Source organism: Staphylococcus sp. Marseille-Q1834 (assembly GCF_916858875.1).
Taxonomy (GTDB): domain Bacteria; phylum Bacillota; class Bacilli; order Staphylococcales; family Staphylococcaceae; genus Staphylococcus; species Staphylococcus pragensis.
Genome location: NZ_CAKASN010000001.1, coordinates 1,059,243 through 1,080,877, shown reverse-complemented (window position 1 = coordinate 1,080,877; position 21,635 = coordinate 1,059,243). Strand labels below are relative to the sequence as shown.

Sequence of the window (21,635 nt, the reverse complement as noted above, 5' to 3'; positions counted from 1 at the left end):
GGTAAAATAATATAATGTTGATTTTTATAAAAAACGAAAAGAACGACAATTTTAACTATTACGGCATGCCCTTACGATAAATTCAAAAATTTAAGAGGAGAATCAGAAAATGGATTATAGAGTGTTATTATATTACAAATATACAACGATTGATGACCCTGAAACATTTGCAGCTGAGCACTTAGAATTCTGTAAAGCAAACAACTTAAAAGGTAGAATCTTAGTTTCTACTGAAGGTATTAACGGTACGTTATCAGGTACGAAAGAAGACACAGATAAATATATCGAGCACATGCATGCGGATGAACGTTTCGCAGATATGACGTTCAAGATTGATGAAGCTGAAGGCCACGCATTCAAGAAAATGCACGTACGTCCTAGAAATGAAATCGTTGCATTAGGTTTAGAAGATGACGTTGACCCACGTGTAACAACAGGTAAATACTACTCACCAAGCGAATTTAAAGAAGCGTTAGAAGATGAGGATACAGTTATCTTAGATGCACGTAATGACTACGAATTTGACTTAGGTCACTTTCGTGGCGCAATTCGTCCAGATATCACACGTTTCAGAGACTTACCAGATTGGATTCGTGAGAACAAAGACCAATTAGAAGGTAAAAACATCGTAACGTATTGTACAGGCGGTATCCGTTGTGAAAAATTCTCTGGCTGGTTAGTTAAAGAAGGCTTCGAGAACGTTGGTCAATTACACGGTGGTATTGCGACTTACGGTAAAGATCCTGAAACTAAAGGGGAATATTGGGACGGTAAAATGTATGTATTCGACGAACGTATCAGTGTAGACGTTAACCAAGTTGAGAAAACAGTTATCGGTAAAGAACACTTCGACGGTACACCTTGCGAACGTTACATTAACTGTGCCAACCCTGAATGTAATAAACAAATTCTTGTTTCAGAGGAAAATGAAGAAAAATACCTTGGCGCTTGTTCATACGATTGTGCCAAACATCCACGTAATCGCTATGTAGCTAAAAATGACATTAGCGAAGAAGAATGGAATCGTCGTTTAGAAAACTTCAAAGACGTTCCAGAACATGCACATGCTTAATATATGAATTATATCCCTTATGAGTTTTAACAGCTCATAAGGGATATTTTTTATACTTACATAGTGCTATAATAGTGTAAAAATACGAGAAACATCAGGAGGGGAATGGCAACATGAAAAAACATAAACATAGTAAAGACTATTTCCATCTATTTTATAGTCAGTTATTTGCTAACACTGGCGATGTTTTAGCTGTTGTTGGTCTTATCGCTATTGTCTTCAACATGACTTCAAAAACGACAGCCGCTTCGATGATACCTATTATTTTTACTTCAGGGGTTTTTGTGAGTAGCTTCATCTCAAACTATATTTATCAATATTTTACGCAAAAACAAGTACTCTCTATATTTCAAGGTCTTAAATTAGTGAGTCTGGCATGTATTGCAAGTTTATTACTGTTTGAGATATCGCCTGTTTTTATTTTTGTTTTACTCTTCTTTAATGCATTGTTTGATGGTTTTACTAACCCAATTAAGAATTCAATGATTCCTTTTATCGAGCATAAAGATGCTATCACCTCAGCAAATGCTTTAATGAACATGATGAGCAGTATTGTTCAACTTTCTACATGGGCATTGGGTGGATTTTTAATGAGTCTTATAGGTGCAAAATACTTATTTTTACTAGCCTTAATACTTGAAGTTATTAGTTATTGTTTTATTTTACGCCTTTCAGAACGCCATATCTATAAACCCGAGAAAGAAAATATTTTTGGTAGTTTCAAAAGCGTTATTCGTGATAACTATCGCAACAAACTAAGTTTATACTTAAACATTTCTATCATTTTTGAATCTTTCGCGACCGCAATCTGGATAGCAGCCATCATTTTGACTTACACAAGAACCTATTTGCATGTCCCAGACTATTGGTTTGGGCTGATTAATGCCTTTTTCTTTAGTGGCACAATTATCGCAGGCTTATGGCTCCATTCTAAGGATCGCTTTTTCACTCAAATTAATTATCCTATTATTATCTACATACCTTTACTTTTAGCATTTATTAATTTAAGTTTTATTCTTCATCATTCAATAATGATTGTTTTATTGTTTTCATTATTTATGGGCATATTCGAAGATATGCGGTATATTTCTTTAAATTCACTTGTTCAACGTAATACACCTAAAGAGGTGCTTACTTCTACTTACATCATGAATAATTTATTTAGTAGCATCTTCTTTGCGATGGGAACTTTCATCATTTCTCTTATAGTAGATATTCATGGCATTATTTGGGCGTATATTATATGTTTTATTATGTATGTCATTACTTTTGTTTTGGGTCTATTTTTCCGAAACTATTTAAACATTGAAAAATATAACTTCTTATAATTAATAATCATTTTTTACTTATAAATGGAGGTTGATACATATGTGTACGGGTTTTACTTTTCAAGCAAAAAATGGCGACATCATTCTAGGCCGAACAATGGATTATGATTATCCATTAACGGGTCACCCTGCCGTGCAACCACGCAATTTCTATTGGGAATCACGCGTAGATTATAAAGGTAAAACGAAGTATGGCTTTACTGGCGCGGGCTCAGATATGGAAGGCTTTATCTTCGGAGATGGCGTGAATGAGCACGGCTTAGCGATTTCAAACCAATACGACCGTGGTTACGCCTCTTATGCGACTGAAATTCGTGAGGGCTGTATCAATATTTCACAAACCGAAGTTCTGACGTGGGCCCTTGGCTACAATCAAACAATTGAAGAACTCATTGATAATGCGAAACAAGTCAATGTCGTTGCGCATACATTAAACGATATTAACGAAGCACCTCCGCTTCATTATCATATTTCTGATGCTACTGGTCGTACGGCAGAAATTACATTTGTGGAAGGCCGTATTGTGGTGCATGATAATCCAGTTGGCGTGCTGACAAATAGTCCGGATTTGAATTGGCACTATGAGAACTTGAAGAACTATGCAAATGTAACGCCTTACAAACCTCAATATAAACGTTACAAAAATTTATATATTGGAAATGAAAGTGGCACATCTGGTTTGCCAGGTGGCTATACATCTGCAGAACGTTATGTCAGAGCAACTTATCTCGTGCATAATATGTTGCCTGACGATGGTGATGATGCGGTGCTCGATGCATTTAGAATTCTAGATAGCGTTAGCATTCCTAAAGGTGCCGTTCGCCCCTCTGAGAATGAGTTCCACTATACGCTGTATCAAACTGTATTCAATTTGACGACGCGTACGTTATATGTGAAGTATTACAATTCTAACCGCATTGCCGAATTACAACTAACCGAGGATTTATTAAATAGCGATGATTTAGTTATCTTTGATCCAATACCACAAGGCTTAACGACAGATAAAGTGAATTAAATATGTACAGTAGTTCTTAGATAGATGTTCACTCGTTTAAGTTGTTGCGCGTTCCTGTGGGAAAGGCTCAAGCCTGTAGTCTTGAGGCTCTTTCTTTTCCACTAGGAGTCTCCACAACTACACTTCGTAATCCATCTTAGAACTACTTATATAAGTACTTGAACACTCACACTTATCAAAAACGCTATTTACTGGTTGGGTAATTTCATTCAACATCTATATCTAAAATTTTAAACAAGTATTTATAAACAAAACAAGCGTGGCTGATTGAACAGTCACGCTTGTTGTTTATTATGCTTTAACGTTTTTAGGTATAAGAATAAATGCTGATATTAGGCCAAGTATCATGATAATAGCACCTGCTAAAAATGAAATCATGGCTGAGGTTTCTACTGTATAGAATTGTTGGCATACGGTGAAGATAGTAGTATTGAAGGCAATACCGAAGGCACCTCCTAAAGTAGCTCCCATTTTATATAAACCTGTCGCAAAACTTACTTTTTCTTCTGGCATGTTAAATACGGCAATCGTTAAACCTGGTGTGGCTACTAAGCCGTTACCAATTGCACAAACCACAAAAGCAAATGTCACGAGACCGATGTACCAACTTTGAGATAAAAATGTACAACTAATTAGGATAATTCCAATAGCCGGGAATAATGGCCCTGCAATTAACATGCTTTTCCCGCCATAACGTTGTATTGCTTTTTCACCTAATCGTATCATTGCGATGGCCATGAAGACGTATGGCACAGTGACCAGACCTGTTTGTACTTCACTCATACCAAATTGTTTTTGTGCATAGCCATTGAAGACGACAGTTGTACCTACACCAGTATTAAGTACAAAATTATTAATTGTAGAACCAAGAAATGCTCGGTTTTTTATAATTGAAAAATCGATAAATGGTGTGGTTCTGCCTTTTTCAAAAAAATAAAAAACGATGAGTGCGATGAGACCAAGTGCTACAACGGTTAGTGTGAAGGTGCTAGTCCAACCGTATGTGAATCCCTGTGTCATGACTAACATTAGGCAGGCGATAAAAATACCGAAGATAATCATTCCTACGTAATCAAATGTTTGATGCTCGCGTTGTGAACGAGGTATTTCTTGTCTGCGACTTAAAATAAGTATTGCAATAATTGATAAAATGATAGAAATAATAAAGACGGTTTGCCATCCTAAATAACTAGAAATAAGGCCACCTACATAGGATGAAAAACCAATTCCACCTACAGTTGCTATCATCATAAAACTATATGCTTTACGCAATTCTTGGCCTTTAAATTTATCTGAGACTAGTCCAATAGTAGATGGCAGTAAAATGGCTGCTGAAAGTCCTTGGAAAATACGGCCAATGACTAGGAACGGTGTAGCTGGGATAAGAATAAGACTAAGACAACCGATAATGCTTAAGACTAGTCCAATGATTGTCATTTTGAGATTTCCTATTTTATCAGCAATATCTCCTGCGCCGACCATGAATATGCCTGTGACGAATGAAACAAGGCTAATTGACAGGTTCATTATCGATGCTGGGGCTTCAAATATTTTTTGGACACTTGTACCTATATTTATAAATGATTGCGCGAACAACCAATATGTTAACACTGCAAAACTTGCTGCGATGACGAGTTTACCGTCAAACTTACGTTGATGTGACATCACATCATACACTCCCTTACTGTGATATATATTTATGCGATCCATTGAGAATGTTTCTCATTTATATAAATATTGTATCATGAAAGAAAAAGGTATACTACGTATAGTTTTACTAATATGTAAAGATAAACTCCCCTCTTCATATTGTTGAGGGGAGTTTTTGCTTGAAACTTAGTTCTTTAAACTTTTCAATTTTATATTCGGTTTATCTATACACTAATCCACCGTCTGTTAAGATGGCTTGACCTGTGATGTAGTCTGAATCTGGTGACGCTAAGAATGATACTAAAGCTGCCACATCTTTAGGTTCTTGATAGCGACCTAATTTAATTGCTGATGAGAATTGTTCGAAAGCATCGCCTGGTTTTAAGCTATCATCTAACTCAACCATAGCAGCATCGATACGATCCCACATTTCAGTTTTAGCTACTCCTGGGCAATAAGCATTGACTGTAATACCTTTTTCAGCTAATTCTTTCGCTGCTGTTTGAGTGAATGAGCGTACTGAATATTTTGTAGCACAATATGTACCTAACACTTCATAAGATTCATGTCCGGCGATACTACATGCGTTAATAATTTTACCTTTGCTATTTTGTTTAATAAATTGTTTTGCTGCTGCTTGAATTCCGAAAAGTGTTCCATAAACGTTAATATGGAATAATTTGTCTAATTCGTCTTCAGTAATTTCTAAAATTGAAGATACTGCGTCAACACCAGCGTTGTTTACAAAGACATCAATGTGGCCAAATTCTGCAACTGCGAATTGAACTAATTCTTCTTGTTCTTTCTTTTTAGATACATCGCTATGGAATGCTACAACATTGTATCCTTTACCTTTAAATTCTTCTTCCGTTTTTAAAAGTGTTGTTTGGTTAATATCTTGAATCACAATATTGAATCCATCATTGGCTAAACGCTCTGCAATCCCTTTACCTAAACCTGCTGCTGATCCTGTAATAACTGCTGTTTTTGTCATAAAACATTCCTCCTTTAGTTTACAAGTAAATTTTATCACATAAGTATAAAATTACTTTAAATAGATATTTATATCCACAAAATTTTCATAAAATATTATACATTTTTAAATAACTCTTCTCTAATATCCTCACATTTCAAAATATAATTCTTTTTATTTTAAATTCACTTCAATATCAAAAATAGTTATGCTAATATTAAGAAAATTAAAACTTTTTATCTTTTGTATTATCTAAATCTAGTTATTACATCAAAGGAGTGGTTTTATGGAATGGCTTAAATTAATTGGTATTTTAATTATCATTATTGGTTTCATTCTCAAATTTGACACAATAGCAATTATTTTAATAGCAGCAGTCGTTACCGGTCTTGTAGCTGGTATGGATATCATTGATGTTCTTTCTACACTTGGCAAAGCTTTTGTAGATCAGCGACTTGTGACTTTATTTATGTTAACTCTTCCAATGGTCGGTTTAATTGAACGTTTCGGTTTAAAGCAACAAGCTTCTAAACTAATTAGCAACGTCAAGAAAATAACGACCGGTCGTCTTCTCACTTTATACTTAATTATCCGTGAAATCGCTGGTGTCGCTTCAATACGTATCGGTGGTCATCCTCAATTTGTTAGACCTTTAATCAACCCAATGGTTCAAGGTGCTCTACGCACACGTTATAACCTATCTGAAAAAGATGTCGATGCTAAAGATATCGAAAAATTAAAAGCTGAAGCCTCTGCAATGGAAAACTATGGTAACTTCTTCGGCCAAAATTTATTTGTTGGGGCAGCAGGTATTTTATTAATGGTAGGTACGTTTCAATCTTTACATATCAAAGTAAATGCAATTAGCTTAGTACTCGCTTCAATTCCAGTCGCAATCATTACTCTTGTATTAGTTTGGATAAAAAACATCTTATTGGATCGTTATTTCAATAAAAAATACGGACAAAAAGAGGTGAATCACCATGAATGAAACAACTTTAAATCATATTTTAGAAATTTTTTATATCCTAATTGGGCTACAATTTCTATACACTGCTTATCGTGCTCTACGCGCAACTGACAAATCTAAAAGCCTAGGTACAGCAGCATTTTGGACTATTTTAGCCATCCTTTTCATAGGTGGTCCATACATTCCAAATGCGATTAACGGTATCCTAGTGCTCTGTATGGGTGCGTTGACCCTTTTCAAACAAGTTAAAATTAAAAATATTATTGAGGTAACGGATAAAGAAGTTGAAAAAGGTTCAGATAAATACGGTAATAAACTCTTTATTCCAGCCCTTGTCTTAGCTGTAGTAGCAGTCATCATTTCAAACTGGACGCCTTTAGGTGGCGCAATTGGTTTAGGCATTTCATCAGTCATTGGCTTAATCGCTGCACTGCTCATTATTAAACCTAAATTATCTTATGTTCTATATGACAGTGACCGTTTGACGCAACAAGTAGGTACCACAGGTATTCTGCCACAATTCTTAGCAGCACTTGGTGTGCTATTTACTGCAAGCGGCGTTGGTCAAGTTATTTCTAAAGGTATTTCATCATTTTTACCTGAAGGAAATCACTTAATTGGAGCCACAGCATACATTTTAGGAATGGTACTTTTCACAATGTTGATGGGAAATGCTTTCGCAGCCTTTACGGTAATTACTGCAAGTATCGGTATTCCTTTTGTTATAGCTCAAGGTGGTGATCCAATCGTTGCCGGCGCATTAGCAATGACAGGCGGTTTCTGTGGCACATTACTTACACCGATGGCGGCAAACTTCAACACATTACCAGTGGCATTACTTGAGATGAAACAAGAGTTTGGTGTTATTAAAGCACAGGCACCTATAGCATTAGCACTTATAGTTATTCACATTGCTCTGATGTATTTCTGGGCATTTTAAAAATTAAAGGAGGAAATGAATAATGAAAATTCTAGTTACAGCATTTGATCCATTTGGTGGCGAAAAGATTAATCCTGCATTAGAGGCAGTTAAACAATTAGAGGAGCACATTGGCGAACATACGATTACAAAGTTAGAAATCCCCACTGTCTTCCATGAATCTAAAGAGGCAGTGGATAAAGAATTGGCTAAAGGTGGCTACGATGCTGTATTAGCAATCGGACAAGCTGGCGGACGTTATGATTTAACACCAGAACGTGTTGGCATTAACATTGATGACGCACGTATTGCAGATAACAAAGGTAATCAACCAATTGATGTCGCTATTCAAGAAGACGGTGCACCTGCATACTTCTCAAACTTACCAGTTAAGAAGATGACAGAAGCGATTAAACAAGCCGGCGTTCCAGCAAGCTTATCAAACACGGCAGGCACTTTTGTCTGCAATCACATCTTATATCAATTAGGTTATCTAGCAGATAAAACTTATCCTGGCTTATTATTTGGCTTCATCCACGTGCCATTTATCCCAGAACAAGTCACAGATAAACCTGAAAAACCTTCAATGTCTATTGAAACGATTGCTAAAGGCTTAACAGCTGCAATCAAAGCAATCTCAAGAGATGAAGACGCAAAAATCGCATTAGGCGAAACACATTAAATTGAACATGCTTTAAATCAATAATTAGTACATCACACTATAAGTGCTTAAATTTATAACTATTCAAGATCAAGGGGGCGTATGCCCTCTTTTTTTCATGTCACAAATTCTAACTTGAATTTTCAAAGAAGGCTTTAAAGGTGTATCATATAATAATAATAAAATTTGTATATGAACTTAATACAAAAAATATATTTATGTATACAAGGGAAAGAAGGTAGTGTATTGAAAAAGCGCATATTTTGTTCACTTTCTATGTGCGCCATGCTCATGTTAAGTGGCTGTGCTCAACAACATCATGACGATAAAGAGGTTAAAGTGTCGTTACCCCGCGAATTTAACCCTAACAAATTAGATGCTCAAGCATTTGATGTTCCTATGCCCGTGTATAGTGCGGTGTACCAACCGCTTGTGACTTATGGCAAAGGTGGCAAAATTGAACCTGGTCTCGCTACATCATGGGAGGCTTCAGAAGATGGTAAAGACTATACGTTCCATTTGAAACATAATGTGAAGTTTAATGATGGTTCTGATTTTGACGCGTCGGCGGTCAAATTTTCAATAGAGAGAGCGAAAGCTACAGATAAAACGAATCCAATGGAAACGCTAGATAAATTGCAATCGGTCAACATTAAAGATAAATATACAGTTGAGATTAAATTGAAGGAATCGTCTAACCAAGTATTGCCTGAACTCACGCAAATTAGACCGCTTCGTATCATGAGTCCTCATGCGGTGAAAGATGGCAAGACGACTGGCAAGTTCGAGAAAGCGATTGGCACGGGGCCATTCAAAGTGGCTGGCTCAACGAATGAAACAGTAACATTTAAACCCAATCAGTATTATCACAATGGCCATCCTCTCGATTACAATCTAACCTTTCAATCGATTGAGGATAGTGATTCGAGACACTTAGCCATTGAAAGTCGTTCTATCGATATTACTGGCGGTTCATTAGGTCAGATGACGCCACAACAAGTCAAAGAATCTTATCGTAGCAATGATTTAAAAGTGAATACTTATCCAAGTACAGAAACTCAATTTATGGGCTTTAACCCTCAGAATAAAGTCTTAAATGATAAACGCATCCGTGAAGCTATCAGTAAGGCGATAGATACTAACGACCTATCTCCTAACAAGCAACTCAAAGGATTATTCCAAAGTGACGTGCCATATGTTAATTCAAATAATCAACACAATCATACATACGCGCCTTCAGATTCAGAGAAATTGCTCAAAGAAGCGAGCTACAAGAAGAATTCTAGCGGTTATTTTGAAAAGGATGGCAAAGTACTGTCACTTAAACTTGCACTTCAAACCCATGAATTTCCAGAGTGGAAAACGAAAGCTGAAATTATGCAACAAGCGTTAAAAAAAGTAGGTATCAAATTAGATATCAATATCCTAGACGCACAAACATATTACGAAACGCTAACAGTACGTAAAGACTTCGACCTTATTTATTACCGTACTTATACAAATGCCTTGATGCCATATAATATCTTAAATGCACGTTTCAAACAAGCGAAGCATCAACCTGGCGTCTTCGCAGATGATTCGAAATTAACAGAAATGATTAAACAGTTCCCTACAATTATTGATAAGCAACAACGTCAAAGTGCTTTCGACAAATTATCTAACTATATTGATAATCAATACTTAGCGGTGCCCATTTCTTACCCAAATGAAACCTTTGTAACGACACCTAAAATCAGCAATTTTGAATTTTCTGGCCAAACAGATGCACCTATAAACTTTGATAAATTGAAGGTAAAGAACCATGAATAATATTATTAAACAATTTATAAAATTAGTAATTTATTTAGTCGTCATTTCATTTATTCTATTTGTTCTTTTGGAAAATACAACCGGCAACCCTGCCGTTCAATATTTACAAGAACATGGTGTAGCACAAATTACACCAGAACGCATTAAAATGGCACAAGAAAAGTTAGGACTTAGCCAAGCGATGCCTATTCGCTACGTACAATGGCTTGGTCATGCCTTTACAGGTGACTTAGGCACAAGCTTTAGTAACGGTGAACCTGTTACTGACCGTATCACGCAAGCAATGGCACCAACATTGAAACTTATTCTCGGTTCAGCGATGATTTTATTCCCATTCGGCTATGTCATTGGTTATTTATGTGGTAATCATCCACGTTCTAAGTGGTCGCAATCAATTATGAGACTCTCTCAACTTATTACATCATTACCAGAGTATTGGCTAGCTATCATTTTCATCTATTATTTTGGTGTGAAATGGCATTTATTCCCATTCGTAGGTAGTAATAGTTGGGAATACTTTGTGCTCCCTATCACTATATTAGTGTTAGTAGAAGGTAGCCATATGATTTTACTCAGCAGTCATCTTTTCGAACGTACACTTCACAACCAACCTTATCAGTTGGCACAATTACGACAATTTAAACTGAAAGATCGCATTTATGTGCAAATCAAAGAAATATTAGCACCATTATTAACCATTACGATTAATAATTTTATTCACTTATTTAGTCGTGTCATTATTCTAGAAGTGATTTTCAGTATTTCAGGATTAGGTAAACTGTTAATCAATGGTATTAATTTGCGCGATTATCCGTTAATTCAAGGTATCTTAATGATTATTATTTTAATGATTATGGTACTCAATTTCCTTGGCGATATTTTACTAGAGAAAAGTGATCCGCGCTTAAGAATGTCTAAAAAGTTAGGAGGCCGTATAACTTATGAAGATTAAACACTGGATATGGCCCATTACCATTTTAGTTCTCGCCATGCTCGCCTATACCTTATATGATAACGCGAATGACATTCACCAATCGGATGCGTTAATTCCACCTAGCTTACATCATTTATTAGGTACAGATGACTTAGGACGCGACTTCTTAACACGTCTTTTTGTCGGCAGTATGGTCACACTTGGCTTAACCACGCTCATTTTAATTGGCACAGTCGTCCTTGGCCTCATCTTAGGATTGATGTCTGCACTTATAGGACGCTGGTTCGATTCGATTATGATGGCGGCAGCTGATATGTTAATTGCGCTTCCTGCGATTATTATTGCATTGGTTGTCCTTGGCTTTGTTAATAATTCGATTGTCGGTTTATGCTTAGCGCTTATTATTGGCTGGTTAGGTCGTTATTTACGTTATTTCAGAAATTTAGCCCGTGATGCACAAACACAACCCTTTGTGAAATATGCATCTTTAAGTGGCTTATCTAAAGTTCAAACGACTATCCATCATGTCATTCCACATCTTTTAAGTAATGTCATGGCACTCGTAACCGCAGATTTCGGTAAATTAATGTTAAGTATTTCTGGTTTGGCCTTTATTGGATTAGGCGTTAAACCACCCTTACCTGAATTAGGCGCTATCCTGTATGACGGTAAGAGTTATTTCTATTCTGCACCTTGGTTATTCTTCTTTCCTGGTGTGTTGTTAGGAGGATTCGCGCTCATATGTCAAATATTGAATCGACGCTTCATTCGTTAAAGTCCTTATTACATTTGGAAAATGTCTCCGTCTACGATGGCGACGTTGCACTATTAAAACATGTAGATTTAGACGTGATTGAAGGTAGTTTCCATTGTTTAGTAGGTGAAAGTGGTAGCGGTAAATCATTACTATCTCGTACTGCTTTACACATGCATCAACCTAACTTACGTTATGAAGGAAAGATTGAAATTAACCTTAATCAAACAGATGCTATGTTCCAAGATGCAAATAGTAATTTCTTTCAAAATGTGCGTATTCAAAAACATTTCGATGCCTTATTTGATTCATTTAATTCTAAATTGTCTCGCGATCAACAACGTGAATTTGTGCTACGTCAATTTAGGAATTTAGGTTTGACACAAGTAGAAGACGTATATCATTCCTATCCTTTTCAATTAAGCGGAGGAATGGCACAACGTGTGGCATTAGTAATGGCAATTATTAGAGAAGCCAAGTTCATGATTGCCGATGAACCTACAAGCGCGTTAGATTATGATAACCGTAATAACTTAATGCGCTTATTAAATCATGTCATTCAAGAACATGGAATGACCATCTTATTTATTACACACGATTTAAGTTTAGTTAGAGAATATGCCACGCATATTAGCGTTATGTATCAAGGCGAAATCATTGAAAGCGGTACGGCTCAACAAATTTTAGAGCACCCTCAGCATAGCTACACACGACAATTGATTGAACTTTCGAATAGGAGAAATCAATATGTTACAAATTAAACAGTTGAATAAATCATTTTCAGATAAAACAATATTTAGAAACTTTAATTATGAAGCTAATAGTCATGAAAACATCATTATTAGTGGAGTTAGTGGGAGCGGTAAGTCTACCCTCGCTCAAATCATTGCCGGTTTAGATGACAACTATCAAGGTATCATCAACTATAACGATTTAACTCTCGGAAAAGTATCACGCTATGAGTGGATGAAACATATTCAATATATTCCACAGTATAATTCAAATACTCTAGATCCTAGAAAGACTGTTGAATGGATATTAAAACAACCTTTGAAAAACTTTCATATCCCTGAACACTTGCATAAAGAAAAAATGCAGAACGCGATGACACTATGTAAATTAGACTCACAGTTATTAAATAAAAAAGTGAGTAATTTAAGTGGTGGCCAATTCCAACGATTATGGATAGCGAAAGCCTTGTTAGTTGAGCCTGACGTCATTATCTTAGATGAAGCTACAACTAACCTAGATGTGATTAATGAAGAACTGATTTTACAGACTTTGCGAGAAATTGAAAACTTGCAATTAATTATTATTACGCATGATCCGTATTTATTACACAGCCTTCCCGGTAAACATTTAAAAATTGGTAGTGATTAAGAAAAGGTTATTAAAAGGAGAGATCTAGTGAATACATTAGACCTCTCCATTTCTATATATTAATGTTAATAATGATTGCATATTTACCAGAAATAATTTTGAATGACAACAAATGAGTTATTTAAAATATGAATTAGTATTGCTACTTCTAAGCGTCCAGTCTTCAAATAAGCAAATACAAATATTAAGCCAGAAAATCCATAAACAAACCATTCTCCAATAGTAATTGGGCCATGGGCACCCGCAAATAATATGACCGAAACAATGGCTCCTATAATTGGCGCGCCTCTAAATATGCCTTTAATAAGTAATCCTCTAAATACAACTTCTTCTAAGATTGGTCCTAAGAGGCCAATTGATAAAAATTGAAGCAAGATTGGCACATTTTTATAATCTTCTTCTAATCCTTTTTCATTATTTGTCTCTGGCATGAAAAAAGATGAAAGATAATCTACACCGAACATTAAAGCAAAACCTATAATGATTAACATCCATTGTTGTTTGGTAATCTTGCTAAAATTAAATAATTTCAACTTAAATAACCATAATAATAAAAATGCGATGACAACTGGAATAATACTAACCCAGAAATATTTAGGGCTCTCTTCTGCTAATGCTAAAACCATCGATTCAGCGAAAAACATTACAACTATCATAAAAATAGATTGTAACAATAATTTCCAATACGCTTTATGCGAAATTTGAAAATCAGTTTGCTTAGTTTGTGAATCTACTTGTTCTTGTGACATTATTTACCTCCTCATTTCTCGGGAAATCTTTTGTTCTCTTAATTAAAACTCCACTTATTTTTAAAAAATAATTTTACTAAACTTATATAGCTTAAATGTCAAATATATGTTACATCCAAAGTGCAGTATCCGTTTTCAAAGTTCTAAATATTAAATAAAGGTGGGTTTAACATGCAAGAATATGAAAATGGGAATACATACGCTTCATCCGCTTCAAACCCTGAATACTCACATCAAGATAAAACTCCACAATCTCAAGAAGAACGTTATCCTAAGGGGAATAAGTTTTTAAATATCCTTATCTTTATTGGTTGGTTCATACTTGCTGAAATTCCAATCGTTACCTTAAGTTTCATTGTTGGATTTTCAGTTCATATAGACTTATTAACTGGCACAGTGTCTACATTACTTTTCCTTCTTTTCACTGGTATCATTGTGTGGTTTGTAAGACGATACTATCAACATCACACATACGAACAACCGAAGAAATTTAAAGGTAAAGACATTGCGATAAATATTGGCTGGGCTGTGTTACTACGCCTACTGGTAATTGGTATGTCTCTATTAATGTTAGTTGTCACAGGCTCAAGAACGACTAAAAACGACCAAATGTTACTTGGCAACATGGATGGACAACCTAGTCCGGATCAATTAGGCCAAGCCTTCCCAGTTATTGTATTTGCGTTAACCATCACGTTCATTGCTCCATATTTAGAAGAATTGATTTATCGTGGTATCTTTAAAGAAACACTCTTTAAACGCAGTCGTTTCTGGTTACCATTCATTCTTTCATCAATTATTTTCGGTTCTCAACATAATCCAACCAATTGGGTAGCTGCATTAATGTATATCTTTATGGGCATGATTTTTTATCTTGCGTATCACCGTAGAGGCAATGTTCGCGATAGTATGATGGTCCACATGATCCATAATGGCGTTACTGGTATATTGATTCTTGTTGGTTATTTCACCGTATTATTTAGTTAAATTATTTAAGTAGTCCGTTTTTAGGACTACTTTTTTTCTTGAAAATGAAGGACAACTGGCGCAGTCATTTTCAAAAATAAAATATCAAAATATGTAACCTACCTATAACATAACAAAATTCTAAGTCATTCAAGCTTAAATGTTTCTTAAATCGCAAAATAAAACAGGACCCCGAGTTTGCGGAGTCCTGTTTTTTTATTTATCAAAAGCGATAGTTTCAATATTTTTCTTTTTCAAGAATTTCTCAATTTTATCTTGTTCACGACCATTAACAATATCTATATTTTTGTATATATTCTTAAACTCTTTTAAATCATCTTCATCTAACTTTTCTTCAGCTTTTTTTGACATACTTCTAGCTTTATTATCCATGTCATTAGATGTTGTAATATATTGACTAATTTTTTTACTATATTTTTCATATTCTTTATTCGGTAATTTATTATTTTTTATGTATTTAGCAAAGTTAGCGTCATTTTGAACTCGTAAATTTAATACTTTATCATAATTTTTCTGCTGTTTTTCAGATAATTTTTTATCAGAATCTAACTTATCTTCATAAGGTTCAGTAGCATCGCTTAGCTTTCTGCTAGAATCTAAATATGTTTTTATATCTTTCTTCATAGTAGCTTCAGAAATTGTTTTATTAGACATTGTTTTATCAAAAATGTGTTCTGGAATTTTATGATTATGACTTTCATTGTTCTCAGTATGTTTATTTTCAGTCTCACTATCTTTTTTATGATTTTCCTCAGAAGATGAACATCCTGCTACTGTAATAACTAATATAAAAGTTGAAATTAATAATGCTATCTTTTTCATATCAAATCTCCTTTTATTTAATTTTTACATTACAGTTTAAGTATAGTGAACTTCTCAGTAACTTTAAACCTTTCTTAAGTAACTCAACTAAGTCGTGAGTTTCTTCTAACTCTTAGTAATAATAAGATGACAACAAGATAACCAAAAATAGAAATAAGTGAAGCTTCGAAGCCAAACTGGTTGCCTGATATAGCTATGTTGTTCGTATGTAATACATATTGCCATACGGCAGTGCTACTTTCTTTTTCAGTGATAAAGATAATTTGAGAAAGATTCCAAAAGAAATGCAAGGTAATACTTGCCCAAATCGTATTGAATTTATAAGTGGCTAAAGCAAACATAAGGCCTACTAGAGAACCACTCATCAATAATAGTAAGAAGCTACTTATATTGAGTGCCCCATTCAATACATGGATCACGCCGAAAAAGACAGATGTCGAAATAATAGCAACTTTAATATTCGTTTGCTTCTCAATATAACCCATTAAGAAGCCTCGACACACCATTTCTTCAACAATCCCGCCGCCAAGTGCAGTAACAAAGATTGACCAAAATATCATACGCATTGTTTCATTTAACGAATTAAAATGATGAATTTTAAATTCACCAGGGACAAAAATGAAATAAATAGCATAAACTAAAATTGGTAATCCTAAACCAAGTAGGACATATGTTTTATGAAATTTAGGTGCAGTAATACGGTACGATTCTAAACTATCTTTGAATATCCTTTTAATAAAAAATCGCACTACGAAAAAAGCGAAAATAATATAAAATATACCTTGTAAAATAACGCCAATTCCTAAAAACTCAATAAGATTATCAAATAATGATGTAATACCTTGGGTAACTCCCATAATTAAAATTGCTAGAATAAACATGCCAATTATTTTTAATAGTTTCATTATGTTACTCCTAATTCTTTTACTTAACAAATTTAGTTTAACACAAGCATTTAAACATAAAATAAGAGTTAGAAAGCGCACTCTCTAACTCTTTTTCACTATATACTATTTTTTCTCAGCTACTTTAGAAATATATGTAGATGCTTTGTCTTTATCAAATATTGTAAGTCCGGTAATATCTTTTGTATTTTTTGAAGGTACAACGAAACTTACTAAATATCCAAAAACAAATGAAACTAAGAATGAAATGATTGACACATAGAATGGTGAATTTCCGCCACCTACACCATTTAAAATGTAAGCAATAATTACGCCGGCAATTAATCCTACAAGCACACCTACTGTATTCGCACGTTTTGTAAAGATACCAACTGCGAAAATACCTGCTAATGGTACACCAAACAGGCCGGTAATAAGTAAGAATAGATCCCATAAGTTGTTAGAATCTGCGTAAATTAAATACATTGAGATAGCATAACTTAGTAAACCTGCTACAACAATAACTAATCTTGCGAAATTAACTTCTGATTTATCTGCTCCTTTTCCAAAGAAACGGTGTTTAATATCTTCAGAAATACAAGCCGAAATTGAGTTTAAACTAGATGAAATTGTTGATTGTGCCGCTGCGAATATTGCTGCGATAAGTAAGCCGCCAACAAACGGAGGCATTTCAGTTAAAATGAAGTACGGTACGATAGATGACGTATTAAAACCTTTAGGCAACATTTCTTCATGATGATAAAATGAATACATCATTGTTCCCATACCATAGAATATAGGTGCTGAAATTAATGCTAGCACTCCATTAGTCCATAAAGATTTCTTTGTCTCTTCCATCGAGTCTGATGCTTGATAACGTTGAACTACATCTTGGCTGGCAGTATATTGATGCAAGTTATTAAAAATATTTCCAAGGAAAATAATTGGGATCGCTGCTGCAGCTGAATTTAACTTCCAGTTATCAGCGCTAATAATCTTTTTATTAGCAATAGCATCACTCATAATCGTACCGAAGCCACCTTTGATTTCAAATGCTCCGATAATAATTATAAGTAATGCGCCCCCTAATAAAATTACGCCTTGTATAAAGTCACTCCATACTACCCCTTCGAAGCCACCTAAGAAAGTATATAAAATACATAAAATTCCTACAAGACTAGCTACGATGTATGGATTCATATCTGAAACAGCAGTAATTGCTAATGTTGGTAAATAAATAACAATTGCAATTCGTCCTAAGTGGAAGATAACAAATAATAATGAACCAATAACACGAATACTTGGTCCAAAACGTGCTTCTAAATATTCATAAGCTGATGTAACACGTAATTTTTTAAAAAATGGTACATAAAATGCGATTAATATTGGAATAATTGCGACAATCGCAATATTTCCTGCTATGTATGCCCAATCCGTTAAAAATGCTTTTTCTGGTGTAGACATAAATGTAATTGCGCTTAAAGTTGTAGCATAAATTGAGAAGCCGATAGCCCATGATGGAAGGCGCCCGCTGGCAGTGAAGAAACTATCTGTATCTTTACCAGCGCGTTTTGTGAAATACGCCCCTATTAATAACATCGTGATTAAATACCCAATTACAGCAACCCAATTCCACATCCCAAATCCAACCTGTTGCATAACTGACACCCCTTGCTTTACAAATTATGTTGTTTACTTGTTGTTATATTTATAAATCATATTTTTTAATTAAATTGTTTAATGCTTCACGATTATCTTCATTAAATGGTGCGAATGGGCGTTTTGGTAAACCACCATCAATACCACGAGATTTTAAGATTTCTTTAAGTGTTGGATAGATACCCATGCCTAACACTGTTTCAATAATGTCGTTTGTATCATGTTGAATTTTATATGCTTCTTCAACTTTGCCTTCACGTGCTAAATCAAAGATTTGACGTGCACGACGACCATTAACGTTATAAGTTGAACCAATTGCACCATCTACTCCAGAAATTGTTGCTTGAACTAACATTTCGTCAAAGCCTGATAAGATTAATTTATCTGGATACGCATTTCTAATACGCTCTAATAAGAAGAAGTTAGGTGCTGTGTATTTTACGCCTACAACTTTTTCATGATTAAAGAGTTCTCCAAATTGTTCAATGCTAATATTTACACCAGTTAAATCTGGAATTGCATAAATAATCATATTGTTTTGTGTAGCTTCAATTATTTCGAAGTAATAATTTTTAATTTCTTCGAATGAAAATGGATAATAAAATGGTGTAACTGCTGATAATGCATCATAACCTAATTCAGTAGCATATTTACCAAGTTCAATTGCTTCATTTAAGTCTAATGAACCTACTTGAGCGATTAAATTTACATCGTCTCCCACAGTTTCTTTAACTACTCTAAAAATTTGTTTCTTTTGTTCTTTACTAATTAAGAAGTTTTCACCAGAACTACCATTAACATATAAGCCATCTAATTTTTCAGTTTCGATAGCATTTTTAGCAATTTGTTTTAAACCTTCTTCTTTCACTTGACCTTGTTCATCAAATGGCACCAATAGTGCAGCGTATAAGCCTTTTAATTTCTCTTCCATATTTGATTACCTCCATTTATTTTTATATGAATTAATTTTTATAAAGTTTGATATAAATTCAACAACAATAATTTCTATTTACAATTTGAATTGTAAACGCTATCATTTCAATGAACAACCATTTTTGAAAAATTTTAACAAAATATACTAAATTTAATGAAAATTATTTTCAAAATAATTCAGAGAATATTCATTCTAGAAAATAACGAATATAATAAACGTTGTATGAGGAGGTTATTGCATGTATAAAATTGCGGTAGATATCGGAGGCACTAATATTAAAGTTGCTGTAATAGATGAAAATCTTGAAATGATAGATTATAAAAAAATTGATACTCCAAACAATATAGATGTATTAATCATTGATGAAACTTACAAAGTGATTCAATCTTTTATGGAGCAATATAATTTGAAAACACCTCATATTGGTATATCAAGTGCAGGTGTTGTTAATTCAGAATTAGGCCAAATTATTTATACAGGACCAACTATAAAAAACTTTGACGGTACTAACTTCTTTGAAGCATTCAAAGATTTATCAACAGATATTACTGTTTATAATGATGTTGATGCTGCTTTACTTGGAGAACTAACCTTCCATAATTATGAAGAAGATAATATCTTTTGTTTAACATTGGGAACAGGTATTGGGGGCGCATTTTATAGTAAAAGTTTAGGTATTTACCAAGGCTCTCGCCATCGCGCAAATGAAATTGGCTACTTACTTTACCGCGCTGAAGATGAAAAAACATTCGAACAAAGAGCTTCAACTTCTTCGCTGAAAGCATTAATGTTAGAGAGAAAGTTCGAATTTGAAACAGATGTTCCTAAATTATTTGATTTAGCAGAAGAAGGAAATCCACAAGCCGTAGATATTTTAAATGAATGGAGTAATCACGTAGCTGAGGGCATTGCTCAAATACAAATCATATACGATCCAGGTCTTATTTTAATTGGTGGCGGTATTTCATCCCAAGGCGATAAACTTTTAAAATATATTGAACCTAAAATTCATAATTATCTTCCAAACGATTATGGCATCGCGCGATTACAAACTACTAAAACAGAAAATCACGCAGCATTGTTTGGTGCTATAAAAAAATAGTATAAAGCCGTATCGTTAGTCTTATTTACTTATCGATACGGCTTATTTATATTTATTCTTTCTCATTATTTAATACAACTTGACGTGTTTGTTGATAAGTACGGTGCATATTAGGATCTCCTAGTAATATATAACTTACAAGATCTATTAAAAAATGAGTAGCTATTTGAGAATTAATGAATCTAGAGTCATTATTACTTGAACGAGCACTTGTTATTAGCACTAAATCTGCATTCTTAGTTAGTGCACTCCCTTCAAAATTAGTAATTACGACTACATAAGCACCTCGTATTTGAGCAATGTTACTCGCTTCAATTAATTCAGATGTTTCACCACTATTTGAAATCGCTACAAACATATCTTTAGATGATAATAATGAGGCTGAAATTTTCATTTGATGTGCATCTGTTGAAATGGAACCTTTGACTCCCATACGCATTGTACGGTAATAAAACTCACTTGCTGTTAATCCTGAACTTCCTAAACCCGCAAAATTAACTTGCCTACATGTTTTTAAATTATGTGCTAATCTTTTTATCTTTTCCTCGGAAATAAACTCACCAGTTTGTTGAATAATATTTTGATGATAACTATGAATCAACTGTACTAATGGCGCATTTTCAACCACTTTTTCTGACTTTTCATGTTGTAAACTAAATTTCATATCTTGAAAGTTATTATAATTTAACTTACTACTAAACCTAGTAATTGTGGCAGGTGATGTGCCGATAGCATAAGCTAAGGAATTAATCGTTGAAAAATTATCATCTAGTTCGTGTGTTTTTATATATTCAATTATTTTCTTATCCATTTTAGTTAATAAATGACTACTACGTTGTACACGATTATCAAATTTCATCTCATCACCTCTGACTTAAGCTATATAAACTTTATTATATATGAAAATATTTTTCAAATTATATTTTTAAATTGATAAATATTTTCTCGATGTTATGATATGAGTAAATAAATTTTAAACAACAATAATCTCAGAACAACACAAAATATTAAGTTGTTTTTGCTTTATAACTTA

21 protein-coding genes are annotated in these 21,635 nt (G+C 34.1%); 13 read left to right on the top strand and 8 right to left on the bottom strand.

Annotation, left to right across the window (positions count from 1 at the left end; translation table 11 throughout):
* The first annotated feature begins 109 nt into the window (after positions 1 to 109).
* The 3 genes from LIX58_RS05425 to LIX58_RS05415 all read left to right on the top strand — a co-directional run bounded on the left by LIX58_RS05425 (position 110) and on the right by LIX58_RS05415 (position 3,415).
* Entirely contained in the window at positions 110 to 1,072 is a 963-nt protein-coding gene (locus tag LIX58_RS05425; RefSeq protein WP_126564572.1) for a rhodanese-related sulfurtransferase, read from the top strand.
* Between the two features lie 113 nt (positions 1,073 to 1,185).
* Positions 1,186 to 2,400, top strand: a complete 1,215-nt coding sequence (locus LIX58_RS05420) for an MFS transporter (RefSeq protein ID WP_226386147.1) — start codon at positions 1,186 to 1,188, stop codon at positions 2,398 to 2,400.
* Positions 2,401 to 2,440: 40 nt separating this feature from the next.
* Complete coding sequence (locus LIX58_RS05415; protein ID WP_154837062.1) at positions 2,441 to 3,415, top strand: choloylglycine hydrolase family protein; 975 nt, start codon at positions 2,441 to 2,443, stop codon at positions 3,413 to 3,415.
* 291 nt (positions 3,416 to 3,706) lie between these two features.
* Here the strand turns inward: LIX58_RS05415 and LIX58_RS05410 are convergent, their stop codons facing one another.
* Entirely contained in the window at positions 3,707 to 5,080 is a 1,374-nt protein-coding gene (locus tag LIX58_RS05410; RefSeq protein WP_186805187.1) for an MFS transporter, read from the bottom strand.
* 205 nt (positions 5,081 to 5,285) lie between these two features.
* On the bottom strand, positions 5,286 to 6,059 hold the full coding sequence (locus LIX58_RS05405; RefSeq protein ID WP_126564661.1) for an acetoin reductase: 774 nt from the start codon (positions 6,057 to 6,059) through the stop codon (positions 5,286 to 5,288).
* Positions 6,060 to 6,324: 265 nt separating this feature from the next.
* On the opposite strand from LIX58_RS05405, the gene LIX58_RS05400 reads away from it, so the two are divergent.
* From LIX58_RS05400 to LIX58_RS05365, 8 genes are all read left to right on the top strand, one after another.
* Positions 6,325 to 7,029, top strand: coding sequence for a DUF969 domain-containing protein (locus LIX58_RS05400; RefSeq protein ID WP_154837058.1), 705 nt, complete (start codon positions 6,325 to 6,327; stop codon positions 7,027 to 7,029).
* Positions 7,022 to 7,948 (top strand): DUF979 domain-containing protein, encoded by a 927-nt coding sequence (locus tag LIX58_RS05395; protein ID WP_226386146.1) that lies wholly within the window; start codon positions 7,022 to 7,024, stop codon positions 7,946 to 7,948. Before LIX58_RS05400 ends, LIX58_RS05395 begins: the two co-directional genes overlap by 8 nt.
* A 22-nt stretch (positions 7,949 to 7,970) precedes the next feature.
* The gene (gene pcp / locus LIX58_RS05390; protein ID WP_154837054.1) at positions 7,971 to 8,609 is read left to right on the top strand and encodes a pyroglutamyl-peptidase I; all 639 of its coding nucleotides are present in this window, start codon (positions 7,971 to 7,973) and stop codon (positions 8,607 to 8,609) included.
* A 225-nt stretch (positions 8,610 to 8,834) separates the two neighbouring features.
* Complete coding sequence (locus LIX58_RS05385) at positions 8,835 to 10,397, top strand: ABC transporter substrate-binding protein (RefSeq protein ID WP_154837052.1); 1,563 nt, start codon at positions 8,835 to 8,837, stop codon at positions 10,395 to 10,397.
* Complete coding sequence (locus LIX58_RS05380; RefSeq protein WP_154837050.1) at positions 10,390 to 11,349, top strand: ABC transporter permease; 960 nt, start codon at positions 10,390 to 10,392, stop codon at positions 11,347 to 11,349. Before LIX58_RS05385 ends, LIX58_RS05380 begins: the two co-directional genes overlap by 8 nt.
* Positions 11,339 to 12,106: an ABC transporter permease gene (locus LIX58_RS05375; protein WP_154837048.1), complete on the top strand. Its 768-nt coding sequence runs from the start codon at positions 11,339 to 11,341 to the stop codon at positions 12,104 to 12,106. The genes LIX58_RS05380 and LIX58_RS05375 overlap by 11 nt, the downstream gene beginning before the upstream one ends.
* Positions 12,073 to 12,846: an ATP-binding cassette domain-containing protein gene (locus LIX58_RS05370; protein WP_154837046.1), complete on the top strand. Its 774-nt coding sequence runs from the start codon at positions 12,073 to 12,075 to the stop codon at positions 12,844 to 12,846. The genes LIX58_RS05375 and LIX58_RS05370 overlap by 34 nt, the downstream gene beginning before the upstream one ends.
* Complete coding sequence (locus LIX58_RS05365; protein WP_126564667.1) at positions 12,833 to 13,465, top strand: ATP-binding cassette domain-containing protein; 633 nt, start codon at positions 12,833 to 12,835, stop codon at positions 13,463 to 13,465. Before LIX58_RS05370 ends, LIX58_RS05365 begins: the two co-directional genes overlap by 14 nt.
* Before the next feature lie 83 nt (positions 13,466 to 13,548).
* On the opposite strand, the gene LIX58_RS05360 is transcribed toward LIX58_RS05365, so the two are convergent.
* A complete protein-coding gene (locus LIX58_RS05360; protein ID WP_126564668.1) occupies positions 13,549 to 14,214 on the bottom strand; it encodes a CPBP family intramembrane glutamic endopeptidase in 666 nt (221 codons plus the stop codon).
* A 171-nt stretch (positions 14,215 to 14,385) separates the two neighbouring features.
* On the opposite strand from LIX58_RS05360, the gene LIX58_RS05355 reads away from it, so the two are divergent.
* Complete coding sequence (locus LIX58_RS05355) at positions 14,386 to 15,201, top strand: CPBP family intramembrane glutamic endopeptidase (RefSeq protein ID WP_226386145.1); 816 nt, start codon at positions 14,386 to 14,388, stop codon at positions 15,199 to 15,201.
* A gap of 195 nt (positions 15,202 to 15,396) precedes the next feature.
* Here the strand turns inward: LIX58_RS05355 and LIX58_RS05350 are convergent, their stop codons facing one another.
* From LIX58_RS05350 to LIX58_RS05335, 4 genes are all read right to left on the bottom strand, one after another.
* Positions 15,397 to 16,023 carry an NDxxF motif lipoprotein gene (locus LIX58_RS05350; protein ID WP_154837042.1) on the bottom strand — a complete coding sequence of 209 codons (627 nt, stop codon included), beginning with the start codon at positions 16,021 to 16,023 and terminating at the stop codon, positions 15,397 to 15,399.
* 83 nt (positions 16,024 to 16,106) lie between these two features.
* Positions 16,107 to 16,928, bottom strand: coding sequence for a CPBP family intramembrane glutamic endopeptidase (locus LIX58_RS05345; protein ID WP_126564671.1), 822 nt, complete (start codon positions 16,926 to 16,928; stop codon positions 16,107 to 16,109).
* A gap of 105 nt (positions 16,929 to 17,033) precedes the next feature.
* On the bottom strand, positions 17,034 to 18,566 hold the full coding sequence (locus LIX58_RS05340; RefSeq protein ID WP_126564672.1) for a sodium:solute symporter: 1,533 nt from the start codon (positions 18,564 to 18,566) through the stop codon (positions 17,034 to 17,036).
* 49 nt (positions 18,567 to 18,615) lie between these two features.
* Positions 18,616 to 19,497 (bottom strand): N-acetylneuraminate lyase, encoded by an 882-nt coding sequence (locus LIX58_RS05335; RefSeq protein ID WP_126564673.1) that lies wholly within the window; start codon positions 19,495 to 19,497, stop codon positions 18,616 to 18,618.
* Positions 19,498 to 19,738: 241 nt separating this feature from the next.
* Here LIX58_RS05335 and LIX58_RS05330 point away from each other — a divergent pair, with 241 nt between their 5' ends.
* Positions 19,739 to 20,602 carry an ROK family protein gene (locus LIX58_RS05330; RefSeq protein WP_126564674.1) on the top strand — a complete coding sequence of 288 codons (864 nt, stop codon included), beginning with the start codon at positions 19,739 to 19,741 and terminating at the stop codon, positions 20,600 to 20,602.
* Between the two features lie 52 nt (positions 20,603 to 20,654).
* Here the strand turns inward: LIX58_RS05330 and LIX58_RS05325 are convergent, their stop codons facing one another.
* Positions 20,655 to 21,461 (bottom strand): MurR/RpiR family transcriptional regulator, encoded by an 807-nt coding sequence (locus LIX58_RS05325; protein WP_126564675.1) that lies wholly within the window; start codon positions 21,459 to 21,461, stop codon positions 20,655 to 20,657.
* Between the last annotated feature and the right edge of the window lie 174 nt (positions 21,462 to 21,635).